At 45.2% G+C, this 16,983-nt stretch carries 16 protein-coding genes; 9 read left to right on the forward strand and 7 right to left on the reverse strand.

Going from position 1 to position 16,983, the window contains the following annotated elements:
- Positions 1 to 197 precede the first annotated feature (197 nt).
- Entirely contained in the window at positions 198 to 1,835 is a 1,638-nt protein-coding gene (gene thsB, locus BP688_RS04530; protein WP_290624541.1) for a thermosome subunit beta, read from the forward strand.
- Between the two features lie 251 nt (positions 1,836 to 2,086).
- Positions 2,087 to 4,063, forward strand: coding sequence for a methionine--tRNA ligase (gene metG / locus BP688_RS04535; protein WP_290597260.1), 1,977 nt, complete (start codon positions 2,087 to 2,089; stop codon positions 4,061 to 4,063).
- Between the two features lie 3 nt (positions 4,064 to 4,066).
- On the opposite strand, the gene BP688_RS04540 is transcribed toward metG, so the two are convergent.
- Positions 4,067 to 4,408 carry a CGGC domain-containing protein gene (locus tag BP688_RS04540; protein WP_290597259.1) on the reverse strand — a complete coding sequence of 114 codons (342 nt, stop codon included), beginning with the start codon at positions 4,406 to 4,408 and terminating at the stop codon, positions 4,067 to 4,069.
- A 39-nt stretch (positions 4,409 to 4,447) separates the two neighbouring features.
- Positions 4,448 to 5,287 (reverse strand): DNA integrity scanning protein DisA nucleotide-binding domain protein, encoded by an 840-nt coding sequence (locus BP688_RS04545; protein WP_290597258.1) that lies wholly within the window; start codon positions 5,285 to 5,287, stop codon positions 4,448 to 4,450.
- Between the two features lie 53 nt (positions 5,288 to 5,340).
- On the opposite strand from BP688_RS04545, the gene BP688_RS04550 reads away from it, so the two are divergent.
- Both BP688_RS04550 and BP688_RS04555 read left to right on the forward strand, forming a co-directional pair.
- Positions 5,341 to 6,174 carry a universal stress protein gene (locus BP688_RS04550; RefSeq protein ID WP_290597257.1) on the forward strand — a complete coding sequence of 278 codons (834 nt, stop codon included), beginning with the start codon at positions 5,341 to 5,343 and terminating at the stop codon, positions 6,172 to 6,174.
- A 12-nt stretch (positions 6,175 to 6,186) separates the two neighbouring features.
- A complete protein-coding gene (locus BP688_RS04555; RefSeq protein WP_290597256.1) occupies positions 6,187 to 6,684 on the forward strand; it encodes a 3-isopropylmalate dehydratase small subunit in 498 nt (165 codons plus the stop codon).
- A gap of 2 nt (positions 6,685 to 6,686) precedes the next feature.
- Here the strand turns inward: BP688_RS04555 and BP688_RS04560 are convergent, their stop codons facing one another.
- On the reverse strand, positions 6,687 to 7,463 hold the full coding sequence (locus BP688_RS04560; protein WP_290623314.1) for an enoyl-CoA hydratase/isomerase family protein: 777 nt from the start codon (positions 7,461 to 7,463) through the stop codon (positions 6,687 to 6,689).
- 147 nt (positions 7,464 to 7,610) lie between these two features.
- Between BP688_RS04560 and BP688_RS04565 the strand changes: the two genes are divergently transcribed.
- Positions 7,611 to 9,038, forward strand: coding sequence for an alpha/beta fold hydrolase (locus BP688_RS04565; protein WP_290596841.1), 1,428 nt, complete (start codon positions 7,611 to 7,613; stop codon positions 9,036 to 9,038).
- A gap of 8 nt (positions 9,039 to 9,046) precedes the next feature.
- Here the strand turns inward: BP688_RS04565 and BP688_RS04570 are convergent, their stop codons facing one another.
- Both BP688_RS04570 and BP688_RS04575 read right to left on the reverse strand, forming a co-directional pair.
- Positions 9,047 to 9,502, reverse strand: a complete 456-nt coding sequence (locus tag BP688_RS04570) for a deoxycytidylate deaminase (protein WP_290596842.1) — start codon at positions 9,500 to 9,502, stop codon at positions 9,047 to 9,049.
- 1 nt (position 9,503) lies between these two features.
- A complete protein-coding gene (locus BP688_RS04575; protein ID WP_290596843.1) occupies positions 9,504 to 10,250 on the reverse strand; it encodes a TatD family hydrolase in 747 nt (248 codons plus the stop codon).
- A gap of 100 nt (positions 10,251 to 10,350) precedes the next feature.
- Between BP688_RS04575 and BP688_RS04580 the strand changes: the two genes are divergently transcribed.
- A complete protein-coding gene (locus tag BP688_RS04580; protein ID WP_290596844.1) occupies positions 10,351 to 12,132 on the forward strand; it encodes a PAS domain S-box protein in 1,782 nt (593 codons plus the stop codon).
- Positions 12,133 to 12,321: 189 nt separating this feature from the next.
- The gene (locus BP688_RS04585; protein ID WP_290623315.1) at positions 12,322 to 13,956 is read left to right on the forward strand and encodes an AMP-binding protein; all 1,635 of its coding nucleotides are present in this window, start codon (positions 12,322 to 12,324) and stop codon (positions 13,954 to 13,956) included.
- Here the strand turns inward: BP688_RS04585 and BP688_RS04590 are convergent.
- On the reverse strand, positions 13,946 to 15,202 hold the full coding sequence (locus tag BP688_RS04590; RefSeq protein ID WP_290623316.1) for a bifunctional L-myo-inositol-1-phosphate cytidylyltransferase/CDP-L-myo-inositol myo-inositolphosphotransferase: 1,257 nt from the start codon (positions 15,200 to 15,202) through the stop codon (positions 13,946 to 13,948). The genes BP688_RS04585 and BP688_RS04590 overlap by 11 nt on opposite strands.
- Positions 15,203 to 15,255: 53 nt before the next feature.
- Between BP688_RS04590 and fen the strand changes: the two genes are divergently transcribed.
- Together fen and BP688_RS04600 are read left to right on the forward strand one after the other, a co-directional pair.
- Positions 15,256 to 16,266: a flap endonuclease-1 gene (gene fen / locus BP688_RS04595; RefSeq protein WP_290596847.1), complete on the forward strand. Its 1,011-nt coding sequence runs from the start codon at positions 15,256 to 15,258 to the stop codon at positions 16,264 to 16,266.
- Positions 16,266 to 16,775 (forward strand): MogA/MoaB family molybdenum cofactor biosynthesis protein, encoded by a 510-nt coding sequence (locus BP688_RS04600; RefSeq protein WP_290596848.1) that lies wholly within the window; start codon positions 16,266 to 16,268, stop codon positions 16,773 to 16,775. The genes fen and BP688_RS04600 overlap by 1 nt, the downstream gene beginning before the upstream one ends.
- Positions 16,776 to 16,782: 7 nt before the next feature.
- On the opposite strand, the gene BP688_RS04605 is transcribed toward BP688_RS04600, so the two are convergent.
- On the reverse strand, positions 16,783 to 16,959 hold the full coding sequence (locus BP688_RS04605) for a TFIIB-type zinc ribbon-containing protein (protein ID WP_290596849.1): 177 nt from the start codon (positions 16,957 to 16,959) through the stop codon (positions 16,783 to 16,785).
- Between the last annotated feature and the right edge of the window lie 24 nt (positions 16,960 to 16,983).

Raw genomic sequence — 16,983 nt, forward strand, 5'->3', positions numbered from 1 at the left:
CGAGAACTGCGACGGTTTTTATCTCAGTCATCTCCACCACCCACTTTTACTATAATGCGAATTTTTACCACTTCAAACTTCATAAAATCGAATCAAGATTATTTAAAATTTTCGATATTTGTTATGCTAATTGTCTTATCGAAAATCTTATATAGAAATTCCAATCCACCAATATCTGCAATAAGGAGGTGATGTAAATGGCAACGTTACAGGGTCAACCTGTGCTTATATTGAGGGAGGGAACGCAGAGAACAGTTGGTAGGGATGCACAGAGGATGAACATAATGGCTGCCCGCGTAATCGCTGAAGCAGTGAGGAGCACCCTTGGACCGAAGGGAATGGACAAGATGCTTGTTGACAGCCTCGGTGATGTTGTTATAACCAACGATGGTGTTACAATTCTCAAGGAGATAGATGTCGAGCACCCGGCTGCAAAGATGATCATCGAGGTTGCAAAGACACAAGACAATGAGGTTGGCGATGGTACAACCACCGCCGTGGTTCTTGCTGGAGAATTGCTGAAGAGGGCTGAAGAGCTGCTGGATCAGGAAATCCACCCAGCAATAATTGCAAACGGATACAGACTTGCTGCCGAGAAGGCAATTGAGGTTCTGAACGAAATTGCGATACCGATCAGCAAGGATGATGACGAGGTTTTGAAGAAGATTGCATCAACTGCCATGACCGGAAAAGGTGCTGAGGTAGCCATTGACAAGCTTGCAGAAATTGCTGTAAAAGCGGTGAAGATGATTGCAGAAGAGGAGAACGGAAGCATTGAGGTTAACACAGACTACATAAAAATTGAGAAAAGGCAGGGTGGAAGTGTTGAGGACACCGAACTCGTTGACGGGATAGTGCTTGACAAGGAAGTTGTTCATCCGGGAATGCCCAAGAAGATTGAGAATGCAAAGATTCTACTGCTTGATTCAGCACTTGAAGTAAAAGAGACTGAAATTGATGCAAAGATCAGAATTACTGACCCGGAGAAGCTTCAGAAGTTTATCGAGCAGGAAGAGGCTATGCTTAAGGAAATGGTTGACAAGATTTCGAATGCAGGTGCAAATGTACTGTTCTGCCAGAAGGGCATTGATGATCTCGCTCAGTATTACCTCGCAAAGGCGGGAATTCTTGCTGTCAGGAGGGTGAAGAAGAGCGACATGGAGAAGCTGGCGAAGGCTACGGGAGCAAAGATACTCACTGATCTGAGAGATATTAACAGCGACGATCTCGGAGAGTCAGCAGTGGTTGAAGAGAGGAAAGTCGGCGATGAAAAGATGGTTTTTGTCACTGGATGTAAGAACCCGAAGGCGGTCACAATACTGGTAAGAGGTGGAACTGAGCACGTTGTGGAAGAGGTTGCAAGGGGCATTGAGGATGCGGTGAGAGTCGTTGCCTGTGCTGTTGAGGATGGAAAAGTAGTTGTTGGAGCTGGTGCTCCGGAGATAGAAGTGAGTCTGAAGCTCAGAGAATGGGCACCATCTCTCGGAGGAAGAGAGCAGCTTGCAGTTGAGGCATTCGCAACAGCACTTGAGATAATCCCAAGAACCTTGGCAGAGAATGCAGGGATTGATCCGATTGACGTCCTCGTCGAGCTTAAAGCAGCGCACGAAAACGGACAGGTTTATGCTGGTGTTGATGTCGAGACGGGGAAGGTCGTTGACATGAAAGAGAAAGGTGTCTTTGAGCCGCTCAGAGTTAAGACACAGGCAATTGGCTCAGCTACTGAAGTAGCGGTGATGATTCTGAGAATTGACGATGTCATTGCTGCCAAGGGGCTTGAGAAAGAGAAGGAGAAGGGTAAAGGCGGAGAAATGCCCGAAATGCCTGAATTCTAATTTTTAATTAATATTTTATTTTAGGTTAGTTGATTAGGTTGATTACCCAAAAGGCATACCGGATGAAATAAAGCAGAGGTTACACCACTCGTGGAACGGGAGTTGACGTCTTCATTGTTAAAAAGCTAATCGAAATCCTTCAATGCAGTCCGTGTTTATGACAAATGAGCTAAGGGTAGGGTGTTTGAGGTGAGGTTAAGAACAGCTTGCTAAGTAAAAAATGTTATTTACCCACTCGCTTTTCCCCCTCCATGAAACTTGTAACCTGTGGCCTCCCTTACGCTAACGGTAAGGCCCACATAGGACATCTCAGGACTTACGTTCCGGCTGATGTTTATGTGAGATACCTGCGAATGCTCGGAGAAGATGTGGTTTTTGTCTGCGGAAGCGATTGTCATGGCACTCCGATTGTTGTAAATGCAGAGCAGCAGGGGTTGACACCGAAGCAATTGGTTGACATCTACCATGAGCACTTTAAGAAAATTTTCGCAGAGCTTGACATCGAATTTGACTACTACGGTAGGACTGATGCGAAGTACCACCACCAGAGGACAACAGAAATTGTGAAGAGGTTGATTGAGAAGGGCTATGTTTATCCAAAGGATATACAGCTCGCATACTGCCCGAAATGCGAAAGGTTTCTGCCTGACAGGTATGTTGAGGGTATCTGCCCTTACTGTGGTGCGACTGCGAGGGGGGATGAGTGTGATCAGGGTTGCGGAAGGCATTTGGAGCCGGGAGAGATAAAGGAGCCAAGGTGCAAGATTTGCGGCTCGAAGGCTGAGTTCAGGAGCCAGAAGCACTACTTCTTCAAACTTACTGAATTCAAGGACTTTCTTGAGGACTATTTGTCCAAGCTGAGGGGTACTGAGAATGCGTTGAACTATGCCAGGAACTGGGTGAAAAATTTGAGGGACTGGTGCATAACCCGAAACCTTGAGTGGGGAGTGATGTTCCCGGGAGAAGAGGAACTTGTTGTTTATGTGTGGGTTGACGCGCCGATTGGCTACATAAGCTTCACAGAAAAAGCTTGTGAGAACAAGGGCTGTGACTGGAGGAAGATATGGATTCATGGCAATGGTGAAATCATTCACTTTATCGGACTCGACATAGTCTACCACCACTGCATCTTCTGGCCTGCGATGCTGAAGGGCGCTGAGTATGCTTTACCTTCAGCCGTGGTTGCGAGCGGGATGGTGAAGGTTGAGGGTAAGACCTTCTCAAAGTCGAGGGGTTACGTTGTCTGGGTTGAGGATGATTATCTGAAAGCTGGCCTCAGCCCCGACTACCTGAGATACTATATCGTCAACTACACGAGCCATCAAAAGGACCTCAACTTCTCGTGGGAGGTTTTCAGGGATAAGGTGAACAATGAGATTATCGCAACGCTCGGAAATTTCCTCTACAGAGTCCTGCTTTTCGCTTGGAAGAACTTCGGCGAAGTTAAAATGGATGACGTTGATGGAGAAATTCTGCAGAAAATAAGAGAGGCAAAGGAAAAGATAGAAAATGCAATTGGGGAGTGGGAGTTTAAAGTTGCGAGCGACGCCTTTATGGAGCTTGCAACATTTGGAAACGTTTACTTCCAGAATGCAAAACCATGGGAGCTGATAAAGGCGGATAAAGAGGCTGCCAGAAGAGTTGTTGCATCATGCCTTCAGCTTGCAAAAGCCCTGATAATCTTTGCCTATCCCGTAATGCCGAGAAGTATGGCGAAAATGGCTGAGGCAGTAGGGCTGGACATCAAAGCCTGTAAGCTGGAGGATGCGGCAAAGGTTGACGAGGTTATGAGTCTGAAGAAGCCGCAGGTTCCGTTTGAGAAGATTGAAGACGAGAAACTTGATGAGCTGCAGAAGATTATGGAGAAGAGGTTCAGGGGAGAAGAAGTTAGGCAGGAGATGAAAGAAGAAATAACCATAGAGGACTTCCAAAGGCTGGATATCCGCATCGGCAAAGTCACAAGTGCAGAAAAGATTAAGGGAAGCAAGAAGCTGATCAAACTCATAGTTGACATCGGAGATGAGCACAGGCAGATCGTGTCAGGAATAGCGGAGGACTACAGACCCGAGGAGCTTGAGGGTATGCTCGTTGTTGTATTGGCAAATCTCAAACCGGCGAAGTTCATGGGTGTTGAAAGCAGAGGAATGATCCTCGCGGCAGAGAAAGATGGGAAGGCGATACTGCTAATTCCGGATAAGGAAGTGGAACCGGGGACGAGAGTTTGTTAGATTTTACTTATACTCGTGTGTCCCAAGCTTGACGGGGATTCCAAAGTTCTCCTCAACTATTTTTGCCCATTCTTCTGCATTTCTGTAGGGGCAGCCGGGCTGTCTGAGCATGCATGAAGACAGATATATCTCCTCTGGCTTGACCTCAGAAAGCTTTATGGCCATGCCAATATTTGGAACCAGAGTATTTCCGGGACACTCGCACCTCACAAAGGACATAACTCTAACAGGCTCATCAAACTTGCCCTCACCGAGTGCTGCGGCTTTCAGACACCGCCATTCGCCAGGACAGCCGTAGGTGGTGTCCATATATCTCCCACATGCAACAATAAAAACGTCCTTCATGTTGAATCCTTAGTGTGTAAGCACAAAAATTTTTTGATTTTAGAACAGCATTGAGGGTATGTGAATTACCTCAACGCCGTCTTTGTATACTGTGATATCCCCGCCCGTTTCTGAAACGACTACCGCTATCGCTTTCGTCTCCTTCGTTATTGAGGCGCATGCTATGTGCCTCCCACCCAAGCCGCGTTTAATCCTCGAAAGAAGGTCTTTGGCTGAAGCTTCAATGTAACGACCGCAGGCAATTATAATACCTTTCTCATCTATGACGAAGACTCCATCAATCTGGGAGAACTCCATAACACTTTCCCAGTTCTCAGGATTTTTTATGTCCCTATCATTCTCCTTGTGTCCCTCGTATGGGTTAATGATCAGCTGGCTTGATCTGCTAAGAACTTCCTCGACATCACCGATGACGAAAGCTGTGCCGATCTTTCTACCCTCTCTACCCTTATGCGCGATGTTCAAAGCAACCGTCAAAACTGCTCTGAGGGCATCAGGATCAACCCTCTCTGTACACTCCTCTATTGCCTGCATGAATGAGCTTTTGTCAGGATCAAAAACCGTTATTCCCTTCAGAATGTCCGTCTCAATCACAACAACCGCTCTATCCATCTCGAACCCCTTTAGATACATATAGGTCGAAATGTACTCCTTAGTCCTGTACATCTGGGAAAATTTTTCAGCAATGATTTTCTCAGCACTATCCTCGAAATAGTAAATCATGCTGTCGAGGAGTGTAGCGTATTTTTTGGGTACCTGAATTATTTCGATACCTTCAACAAAATCCTCATCAAAATCTGTTTTACTAACTACCGCAATTTTTTCGACACCGATCTCCTTCGCAACTATCAATGCACTTTTAACCAGTGTCTCAAGCATTCAGATATAGCAATGTATGAAACAATTTTAAACTTAACGCATGAAAAATTCATATGCTTGAAAAAATGCTGTTCCCGACAGACCTTTCCGAAAGCAACCTGAAAATTCTGGAACAGGTTGACGATCTGAAAAAAGCGGGTGTTGAGGAGGTTGGAATTCTCTATGTGATCAATCTGTCGAAACTTAGCGACGTGAGTGGGGGAATAGATATTGACAATTACATAGAAGAGGAGAGCAAAAAGGCCGAAGAGGGTATTGGGAAAATTGAGGAACTCATGAAGAGCAAGGGCTTAAAGGTCAATGCAATAAGACCTTTCCCAGCAGGCGACCCGGTGGCGGAGATATTGAACTACTCAAAAGACTACGATTTCATTGCAATGAATTCCCGTGGAGCAAGCGCTTTCAAAAAGATTCTACTTGGGAGCGTTTCTGAAGGGGTGTTAAAAGCATCAAAGAAACCCGTTTACATTTTCAAGTTCGACAGTGAGGTTACGCATCCCACTGGTGACCTCTTCGATAAAGTCCTTGTGCCTTTTGACTTTTCAGAACATGCCAGAGTGGCTTTAGATTATGCCGTTTACGTTGCCAAAAAGGTTGGGTCTGAGGTGCACCTACTGCATGTAATCGAGCCAGAATGCGACGGAGATTTGGAGAAACTCGCAGAAAATCTTAGTCAGGAGGGGCTTAAAGTTTCAGTGCATGTTCAGTCTGGAGTGCCACACAAGGTCATTCTGCGAAAGCAGGAGGAGCTTGGAGTGACCACGATTTTCATGGGCTCAAGAGGTGTTAGTGTTGTTAGATCGCTTCTACTCGGAAGTACTTCCGACAGTGTTATAAGACGCTCTCCTGTTCCAGTCTTCGTCTGTAAGGCGCCTGAGGAGGAGTAGAATGGTGATGAAATGAAGGTAAGGGGAAAGGCGTGGAAGTTTGGAGACAATATCTCGACGGATCATATAACCCCCGGTAGATACTATCATCTGAGGAGCAATATGCCTGAACTGGCAAAACACATAATGGAGGATGCCGATCCTGAATTTCCTAACAAATTCACACCGGGTGATTTCATTGTTGCAGGGGAGAACTTCGGTATGGGGAGTAGCAGAGAGCATGCACCTCTTGCTTTGAAAATAGCAGGGGTATCGGCTGTAATAGCCAAATCCTTCGCAAGAATCTTTTACAGGAATGCAATAAACGTTGGCCTACCACTGCTGATCGCAGACACTGAGGAAATAGAGAGTGGAGACGAGCTTGAGGTTGATTTTGGTGAGGGCAGGATTGCTGACATTACGAAGGGCACTGAAATCAAAGCAAAACCACTTCCGGAGGTTATGTTGAGGATACTCAAAGAAGGTGGGCTTGTGAGCTACGTGAAAAAATATGGGGACATCAAAATCTAATTTTACTCAAACTTTGCCTCCCTTTTTTCGAGCATCGCCGTAACTCCCTCGATAAAATCCTTCGTGAGCGTGGCCATCATGGCAAGGTTGAGTTCGTAAGCCAAGTGTTCATCAATCTTGTTGGAGTGTGTGACGTTAAGGAGCTTTTTCAGGTTTGCAATCGCAACTCTCGGTCTGTTCAGGTAGATTTCAACGACCTCCCTCACCCTCTCCTCAAGCCTGTCATCCGGTACCACTTCTGTGACGATGCCGTAATCCAGCGCCTCTCTCGCCGAGAACCTCCTGCCAGTTGACATCAGCTCAAAAGCTCTCTTCATACTGCAACCCCTCGGTATCAGAAAGGAAGTGCCAGTATCAGGGCTCAACCCTATCAGGATGTAACCGCAGGAAAACACCGCACTCTCGGCAGCAATTGCATAATCTGATGCGGCAACGAGTCCAACACCAGCACCAATTGAGTATCCTTTAACCTCTGCAATGATGGGTTTTGGAATTTCCCTCATTTTCTTGATGACGTCAAAATGCAGCTTCAAACCATACTCAACTGGATTTCCTTCTCCAGCGGCAAATTTCATAAATTGTTTGAGGTCTGCCCCTGACGAGAAGCTTTTTCCCGCACCCTTCAGCACGATGACCTTAATACCATCATCTTTCCAACAGTCATCAAGCGCTGCAGAGAGGTCTCGAACAACCCCCATGTCAATGGCATTGTGAACCTCAGGTCTGCTTATGGTAATTTCAGCAACTTTGCCATCCTTTTCCAGTTTTACGAACTCCATGACACCAGACATGCCACAGGCTTATTTAATAATTGCTGTCGTTTTGTAGCTTGTGTAAGAATTCAAATTGTTATTGATTATTATAATTGTTGCATTTAATCGCATAGTAAAATATATATATATATACAGAAAAATTGTTTAAAATTTATGAGGAGGATTGGGCTGGTGATATATCTGTTTTTAGCAATTCAAGCAGTATCGGCAGAAGAACTTAGGCCTGTTATTTTCGTACACGGTCTTGGTGGATCCGGAGGACAGTTTGAGAGTCAAGCACTCCGTTTCACCTCGAACGGTTATCCTGCAGAGTATATAAAGGTATTCGAGTATGACACAATAACATGGGGTCTTGTGATGGAGACAGACTTAGCTCTGAGCGGTCTCTCTTCTGTGCTTGGTATTAATCTCACTAAACTCCTCGATGAGAAGATAATAAACAAAATACTTGAAGAGCCGAGAGAGGAAGTTATGGCTAAGGTGTTCGGCAGACTTGACAGACTCATTGACGAGACTCTGGCGGAGAGTGGGGCAGATAAAGTAGATTTGGTTGGACATTCGATGGGGACATTTTTGCTGATGGAATACGTAAAATCCTCGCCGGAAAGGGCTTCTAAGGTTGCACACCTCATCCTTCTGGATGGGATATGGGGGGTTGATGCTCCAGAAGGTATTCCAACCCTTGCTATCTTTGGGAATCTTAAATCTCTCCCTGCTCTGGAATTTCCAGAGGGTAGGGAAGTCCACGGGGCGACAAACGTCTACTTCAATAACATGACCCACGTCCAGCTCTGCACGGCTGCACCAACTTTTGCTGAAATGTATAAGTTCATAAACGGAGTTAAGCCAGATACAACGGATATCCTACATCAGAGTGGAGAATATGTCAAAGTTAAAGGAAAGTTCGTGGCGTTTGCAACAAACGCGAAAGTTTCCGGATGGTTGAGGGTATATCCAATTGATGAGAATGGTAAGCGATTAAGGTGGTTTCCTGTCAAAATTATAAGGCTCTGGGATGGAAGCTTCGAGATGACGCTGAAGAAAGGGCAGAGATACGAGTTTGTCCTGATCAAAGACTTCAACTACATGGTTTATCACTACTACCGTGCTCCCTTTGTGAGGGATGATTTGTGGGTAAGATTCCTCGCATCAACTCCTCCAGCAGATGTTGAACTTCTGATAACACCTGAAAGGTTATCGCCAAATGCCAAAAACGCCGTTGGTTTACTTCTTGTCAGGTACAAAGAGATGCTTGGGGAGTATGATGTGGACATAGGTGGTGTGGATGAGGTTTATGTCAACGGCATCAACATCTGCACGGCAAAGATATGTCCCATCTCGAAAGCTGTAAACGGTCTGTGGGTCTTCGACAGGTTTGCTGACGGTAAGAGCAATCTCGAAAAGAAAGTATTGAGATTCTCTCCGCTTCCATTCATGTCTGCTGCAGACTTGTTTGTTCCTGCTGACGGTGTGGTTAAGTTAACTGTCAAATCACGCAGTGGAGGAATGGAAAGCTTCACAGTTCCAGCATGGCCTGCAAGCAGGCATTCGGTGATCGTCCAGTTCTCAGACACCATCTAATTTTTTATTTATTCAATGCAGCACGGGAAGAACTCTACCTCCACTCCTGCTTCTCTCAGCAAATCGAGACCCCTTTTGTCTGCATACTCTTTCCCGTAAACCACCCTCTTTATGCCAGCGTTGATTATTATTTTGGCGCAGGTTATGCACGGGCAGTGTGTTGAGTAAAGGGCAGCTCCATCAACGCTTATCCCGAACTTTGCAGCCTGAATTATTGCGTTCTGCTCCGCATGCACACCCCTGCAAAGCTCCTGTCTCTCGCCACTCGGCACCGCCATTTTATCTCTCAGACATCCAACATCCTCACAATGGGGTAACCCCGAGGGTGCACCGTTGTAGCCAGTTGCGAGAATCCTTTTGTCCTTGACTATCACTGCTCCAACGTGTTGTCTCAAACATGTGGAACGCTTTGCCACTACAGATGCAATCTCCATGAAGTATTCATCCAAGGTCGGTCTGTTCATACTACAACCTCAGGAACTTTCTGGCATTATCTCTCGCAACGCTCCTCATCTCTTTCTCTCCCACAACCTCCATAACTTTCTTGGCAGCCTCAGCTACGGTCGTTATTTCCGTATCCCTGTAACCAGCATCGCTGTTCAGCATGAATTTTTCAGAACCATGTTCCAACACTATCCTGGCAGCATCGTCTGGAGATAACTTACCGGGCTGAACAGTGAGACCAATCCAGTAACCACTCCTCAGAACCATGTCGAGGGTTTCGAAATTCACGTGGTCTATAACAGCCAGCTCTACTGGAAAATCGAGTTTTTCAAGTATTTCGAGGGTTTTTTCCGTTGCACTTTTTTTGTTTCCTCTTGGGGTGTGTATTATGCACGGGATGTCCCTTTCTTTTGCAATTTCAAGCTGTGAAGTTAAGACTTCGATCTCTTCTTTCGTGACATTTTCAAGGCCAATTTCACCGAATGCCAGCCATTCTCCTTCTTCGAGGTGTTTCATCACAAAACCGTAATCTGGTGGGATGCAGCGGGGGTGGATGCCAACTGCAGGATACATTTTCACTCCTGCAGCCTCGCATCTTAAAGTTTCAAATTCTGTTAGCTTTCTAAAAAGATCAACCATCGTTTGCGGAAATTTTGGCTCGATGGGGAAGAACGCCAAGCTGCAAACCTCTTTTATCCCTGCTTCACTGAGTTTTTTCAGGTCTGAGAAGCCCAGACCCTCAGTATGGAGATGGGAGTCGAAATACATGCGCTTGGGTTGTTAAACTGCCTTTTAAGTTTTACCTTGGGTCAAGGTATTTCGTTGCATTGGAAAGATTTTTTAACTAAATTTGAGTGGGTAATAGCTAATGCACAACTTTGTAATAGTAGTAATATTACTATTCGCTATTATACAACCTTCCTTAGCCTTGGAGCTAAAGGTGGGAGTTTACGACAATCCACCGCTAGTTTTTAAAGAGGGTGAGGAGATTAAAGGCTTCTTTATTGACATTCTCGGGTCAATTGCGGAAGAAGAAGGATGGGAGATTGAATATGTTTACGACAACTTTCCCAATCTACTGGAGAAATTGAAAAACGGTGAAATTGACTTGCTTGTAGACATTGCTTACACTGAGGAGAGAGCTAAGGATTTCAAGTTCAGCAATGAAACTGTGTTGACCAACTGGGGGGTAGTTGTATCCAAGGAACACGTGGATTCAATCTTAGACCTCGACGGGTTGATAGTTGCTGTGGTTAAAGGGGACGTTTATTATGAAGGCTTCAAGAGGCTTGTTGATGACTTCAACATCGAATGTGGATTTGTGGAGGTTGAGGGGGATTATATCGGTGTTTTTGAAGCTGTCAAGTCTGGAAAAGCCGATGTAGGTGTTGTATCAAGACTGTTCTCTTATCTGCACACGGGTAAATACGGATTAAAGGAGAGCAACATCATTTTTTCACCCGTTGAACTTAGATTTGCGGGTAATGATAAGACAGTTCTCGATGCTATTGATAGCAGGTTAAGGGTGATGAAAGAAGATGCCAATTCAGTTTATTATCAAGCACTGGACAGATGGTTCGGGCCTAAAGCTATTGCTATCCCTCAATGGATTTACCCCATTACAGCTGCTCTTCTAATTATCCTCGTTTCTGTTATACTCTCCAATGTATATCTCAGCAGAGAAGTTGCAAAGAGGACAAAAGAAGTGGAAGAAAGAGGACGTTTTCTTGAAGCGGTCTTCAACACAATACAGGAAGGGATAAGTGTTCTTGACGCTGACATGAGCATTATCATGGTCAACCACGCGATGAAAAAATGGTATGGGGACGTAGTGGGAAGGAAATGCTATGAAGCTTACCATGGCCGAAATGAACTCTGCGAGAACTGTCCCACCATAGAGGCAATAAAGACTGGTAAGATGAAAAGTGGAGTAGTTCCCGGTCCTGGAGGAGGGGTTGAATGGGTGGAGCTTTTCAGCTACCCCGTCATTGAAGGCGGTAGGGTGAAGATGGTTGTTGAGTTTGTTAGAGATATCACTGTGAAAAGGAGAATGGAAGAAGAGCTTAAGAAGGCTCTGGAAAGGTATGAATATCTCTGGAATAGTGCAAATGATATATTCTTTATCCATGACTTAGAAGGCAGGATTATTAGTGTGAACAGGAAGGCTATGGAGATTGTTGGACAGGATGAGATGGAAGATGCAAATATCTGGGACTTCATTCCCACCAACTACCACGACTCTGTCAGGGAAAAAATTGACGAAATTGTTAGAACGAAAGAGCCAACCCCTCCCTTTGAAATTCCACTAATTGGTAGCTCGGGAAAAACGGTTTGGATCGAAGTTGTTGCTCACCCCGTCATCGAGAATGGAGAAGTCCTCGCGATACATGGGGTGGCGAGAGAGATAACTGAGAGGAGGGAACTAATCGAAAAAATTGAGGAAAATATCAAACTCATCTCTTTTCTTGTGGACAGGATTAGAAACCCTCTCGCTGCTGCAAGGGCATACTGTGAACTCAGAGACAAACTTGGAAATGAGATATATGGAAAAGTAATAGAAAACATTGACAGAATAACTGTGTTGGTAGATGACCTTGATAGAGTTTGGGGGAACCTTGAGAAGCTGAGAAGGGGTCTCAGGAAGTCCTGAGCTTTACAATGAAAGTTTGAATTATAACGACGCTATCGCAGCCTTTTAAGTTATATGTGGGCTGATTCAGAAGATTCTAACACTCACAGTTAGGAGGAATTTCTTAGGCATCTGTTACGGGGAGAATGATGTGTTTAGCCACCTCGGAATCACAGGGAAAACTTTTTAACATTAAAGTTCATTATGTATATGGAGCTTAAATACAAAATCGGGTTTCCGAGCCTTTATTACCCCAGAATCTCTTTGGCGGACAGAATTGACCATGCTGCAGAGAAGTTTGGTGAAAAAACTGCCATAATCTCGGCAGAACCAAGATTTCCATCGGAGTTTCCGGAGAAGATGAACTTCATTGAGATTGCTGAAACAACAAAGAGGCTGGCTTCAGGCTTTGCCAAGAAAGGTGTGAGGAAGGGTGAGCATGTTGCTGTATGCGTTCCCAACTCTATTGACTACGTCATGTCCGTCTATGCCCTCTGGAGAGTGGCTGCAACTCCCGTGCCGGTAAACCCGATGTACAAGTCATTTGAGCTTGAACATTTGCTCAACGACAGCGAGGCGACGACATTAATCGTCCACAGAATGCTCTACGACAGCTTTAAGCAGGTTCTGGACAGGACAAAGGTTGAGAGGGTTTTTGTTGTAGCTGGAGAGGAGAACAATCTCTCAGAGGTCATGGATGCTGGTAGCGAGGAGTTTGAGAATGTGAAGGTGAACCCGGAAGATGATGTAGCTCTTTTACCATACACCGGTGGGACTACAGGAATGCCAAAGGGTGTCATGCTCACACATTTCAATTTGACAGCAAACGCTCTGCAGCTTGCTGTAGCCACTGGCTTATCGCACATGGACACCATTATCGGCTGTATGCCGATGTTCCACTCTGCAGAATTCGGGCTGGTGAATCTGATGGTGACAGTCGGAAATGAGTACATCGTGATGGGCATGTTCAACCCCGAACTCATGGCCGAGAACATTGAGAAGTATAAAGGAACCTTTTCCTGGGCAGTTCCACCAGCCCTCAACGTGCTTGTCAATACAATTGAAAATAGCAACAAAACATACGACTGGCGCTATCTTAAGGCATTTGCTACAGGAGCGTGGCCCGTAGCTCCCGCATTGGTGGAGAGGCTGCTGAAGGTTGCTGCGGAGAAGTGCAACAATCCGAGGCTGAAGCACAATCAGGTGTGGGGAATGACAGAAGCAAGTCCAATGGTCACAACAAACCCTGCTTTAAGGCTGGACAAGAGCACAACTCAGGGCATTCCGCTGTCTGACATAGAGCTTAAGATAATTTCACTCGAAGATGGCAGAGAGCTTGGGATTGGAGAGAGTGGAGAGATAGTGATAAGAGGACCGAACGTGTTCAAGGGATACTGGAAGAGGGAGAAGGAAAATCAGGAATGCTGGTGGTATGACGAGAAGGGAAGGAAGTTTTTCAGAACCGGAGACATAGGCTATATTGACGAAGAGGGCTTTCTGCACTTTCAGGACAGGGTTAAAGAAGTTATCAAGTACAAGGGCTACACAATAGCCCCCTTCGAGCTTGAAGCGCTGTTGATGAAACACGAGGCTGTGATGGATGTTGCTGTTATCGGAAAGCCAGATGAGGAAGCTGGAGAGATACCAAAGGCCTTCATAGTTCTCAAACCGGACTACAAGGGCAGGGTTACAGAAGAGGAGATAGTAGAGTGGGTGAGGGAAAGGATATCGGGCTACAAGAGAGTAAGAGAGGTGGAGTTCGTCGAAGAGTTGCCGAGAACGCCAGCAGGAAAGCTTCTCAGGAGGTTACTGAGAGAAAAAGAGCTGGAGAGGTCTAAGACTTAAGAGCAACAACAGCGAGGGTTGCAACAACTCTGAATATGCTCAAAACGGCAATTACCCAGAACATCCAGTGAATCCAGATGCTGCTTAGCCAAGCGAGGAAGCAGAAGACCATTACCAGAAATATTCTCTCATCTCTTTTTCCGGGCAGGTATTCCATAATGCGGATTTTACCGTATATGCTCTCACCAAACTCAGCCTTGTACTTTTCTGTGGTGTAACTCACCATGACACTGCCAAAGATGGCAAAAAGAGCTATCTTCAGGGATTCAGGATATAACATCGCTAAAAAAGCCAGAAATAAAAAATCCACAAACCTGTCGAGGATGGAGTCAATATACCCTCCCTTTCTTGAGGTTAGCAGAGAAGCTCTTGCGATTTCTCCATCGCATCCATCTAAGATGGACGATAATTGGTAGATAATTCCAGCTACAGGAGGACTGAGAAAAATCATCAGAGAAGAAAAAATTCCAGTCAAAAAGGATACAACAGTCATCTGAGCTGGATTAACTCTGTTTACGAGCATTGCGGAGATAACCGTAGAAATTCTTCGGTTAAGGTGTCTCGAAATGAAGCCGTCTCCAGATGATTTTACTGCTGTTTTGACAAGAGCCCAGTTTGCCCTTTTGACATCTTCCTTGGTGTCAACATCCATCCAAAGCTTTCCGTCAACGTAAGTTACTGGTATCTTTGCCTCCCTCACAACATCACTCAGCGGTATTTCTTCTTTCTCAACCACTTTTTTAGCGACGTCAAAAATGCTCTTGTCAAGGACAAAAAAACCCGTGTCAACACAGTCAAAGGTGTCAAGATTTTTTCCTACGTCCACAACTCTATCATTTTCAACCTTTATCTTTGTTGCCTCGCTTACATCCACAAACTTTGGTTCTCTATCAGCGATAACTCCCTCTCCTTTAACAGCCTCCTTTATGAATTCCTCGCTGTAAATATGGTCTCCCATAACAAGGATAAACCTTTCATTGACAAAATCCTCAGCCATCAGCAGAGAGTAGCCATTACCCTTTTCAGGCCTGTCATGTTTTACAATCGTATAACTGAAGCCCCTATCTTTCAGAAATTCGTCTATTCTCGTAGCATAACGGCTTGCAACTATCACGAACTCGGAAACGTATGGTGATAGCAATTTCATCGTTCGCAAAATTATTTCACACCCAGCCACCTTGAGCAAAGGTTTCGGCACACCGCCGAGCCTCGTACCCAATCCAGCGGCTAAGATAACCGCCTTCATCGTTTTATTTACTCACTGCAAAGATTTTTAAGTATTCTCCCTCAGTATTTATCATGGGTGCAGACATTGGAGACCTTCTTGAAAAAGAGGAGGTCGAGCTTGAATACTTCTCAGGAAAGAAAATTGCCATAGATGCGTTTAACACACTATATCAGTTCATCTCGATAATTAGACAGCCTGACGGCACACCGCTAAAGGATTCACGGGGTAGAATCACCTCTCACCTCTCAGGAATTCTTTACAGGGTTTCAAACATGGTTGATGTTGGAATGAAGCCCATCTTCGTCTTCGATGGTGAACCCCCTGACTTCAAGAAGGCTGAAATCGAGGAAAGGGCAAAGAGGAGATTAGAAGCCGAGGAAAAATGGATAGCAGCGGTGCAGGCAGGGGAGAGAGACGCGAAGAAGTATGCTCAGGCTGCTGGGAGGGTTGACGAATACATTGTAAACTCCTCAAAAGAATTGCTCGATTACATGGGCATACCCTATGTTGATGCTCCTTCAGAGGGTGAAGCTCAGGCAGCCTACATGGCTGCAAAGGGAGATGTGGATTACACGGGAAGTCAGGATTACGATTCACTTCTGTTCGGCAGTCCCAAACTTGCGAGGAATCTGGCAATAACGGGAAAGAGAAAGCTTCCGGGCAAGAATGTTTACATTGATGTTAAGCCAGAGATCATTCTGCTTGCAGAGAATCTCAGGAGGCTTGAAATTACGAGAGAGCAGCTGATTGACATCGCCATTTTGGTTGGGACAGACTACAACGAGGGTGTGAAGGGTGTTGGCATCAAGAAAGCTCTCAAGCTCATAAAGACTCACGGTGATATTTTCAGGGCTTTAAAGGTCTTAAAGGTGGAAATTGAGAATGTTGAGGCGATAAGGGAGTTTTACCTCAACCCTCCCGTCACAGACGACTACAGAGTAGAGTTCGGGGAGCCAGATGCTGATAAGGTGATAGAGTTCCTGTGTGAAGAGCATGATTTCAGCGTTGAGAGAGTTGAAAAGGCTCTTGAAAAGATGAAAAACCTCAAATCTACCCAAGCCACGCTTGAAAGGTGGTTCTAATGCATGAGGGGGATGTTGATTTTAAAGTTGCTGTCATAACTGTCTCCACCTCAAGATATGAAAAATACGGAGAATTGAGAGGTGTTGATAAAATAAGGAGCGATGACGAATCTGGAAAGCTGATATACGAAAGCTTTGAAGGAAATGTGGTTGACTACTTCCTTGTTCCAGATGACGCTGTTAAGATACAAAAGTCAGTCCTTGATGCTCTCAGCAAGGCTGACGTTTGCATACTTACTGGAGGGACTGGTTTAAACCCAACAGATGTCACGATTGAAGCAGTTGAACCACTTTTCACAAAAAAAATTGATGGTTTTGGAGAGATTTTCAGGATGCTCAGCTATAATGAAGTTGGTTATGCTTCGATACTTTCAAGGGCAATGGCGGGGTTGATCAAAGATAAAGTCGTGTTCTGTCTTCCGGGATCGAAAAAAGCTGTAAGGCTTGGTTTGGAGATAATAAAGAGTTCTTTAAAGCACATTCTGAGCCATGCGAAGGGTTTATCCTGACCTCATTTCAGTAGAGCTTATCCAGAAAGAAGATTCCTCTTTTCTTGGTCAACCTTCTTGACCCGCAGAAGGGGCAGTAAAGGTTAGGAATATGGAGTGGCCCGGAATAGCTCGTCGTTCTCCTGATGTTTATGTCAAACTCTGCACCACATCTCGCACAGTAAATGTTGTCGAGTTTGGTCATGTTTAGTCCTCATCAATGCTGGTT

Source organism: Archaeoglobus sp. UBA230, assembly GCA_002507545.1.
GTDB lineage: Archaea > Halobacteriota > Archaeoglobi > Archaeoglobales > Archaeoglobaceae > Archaeoglobus.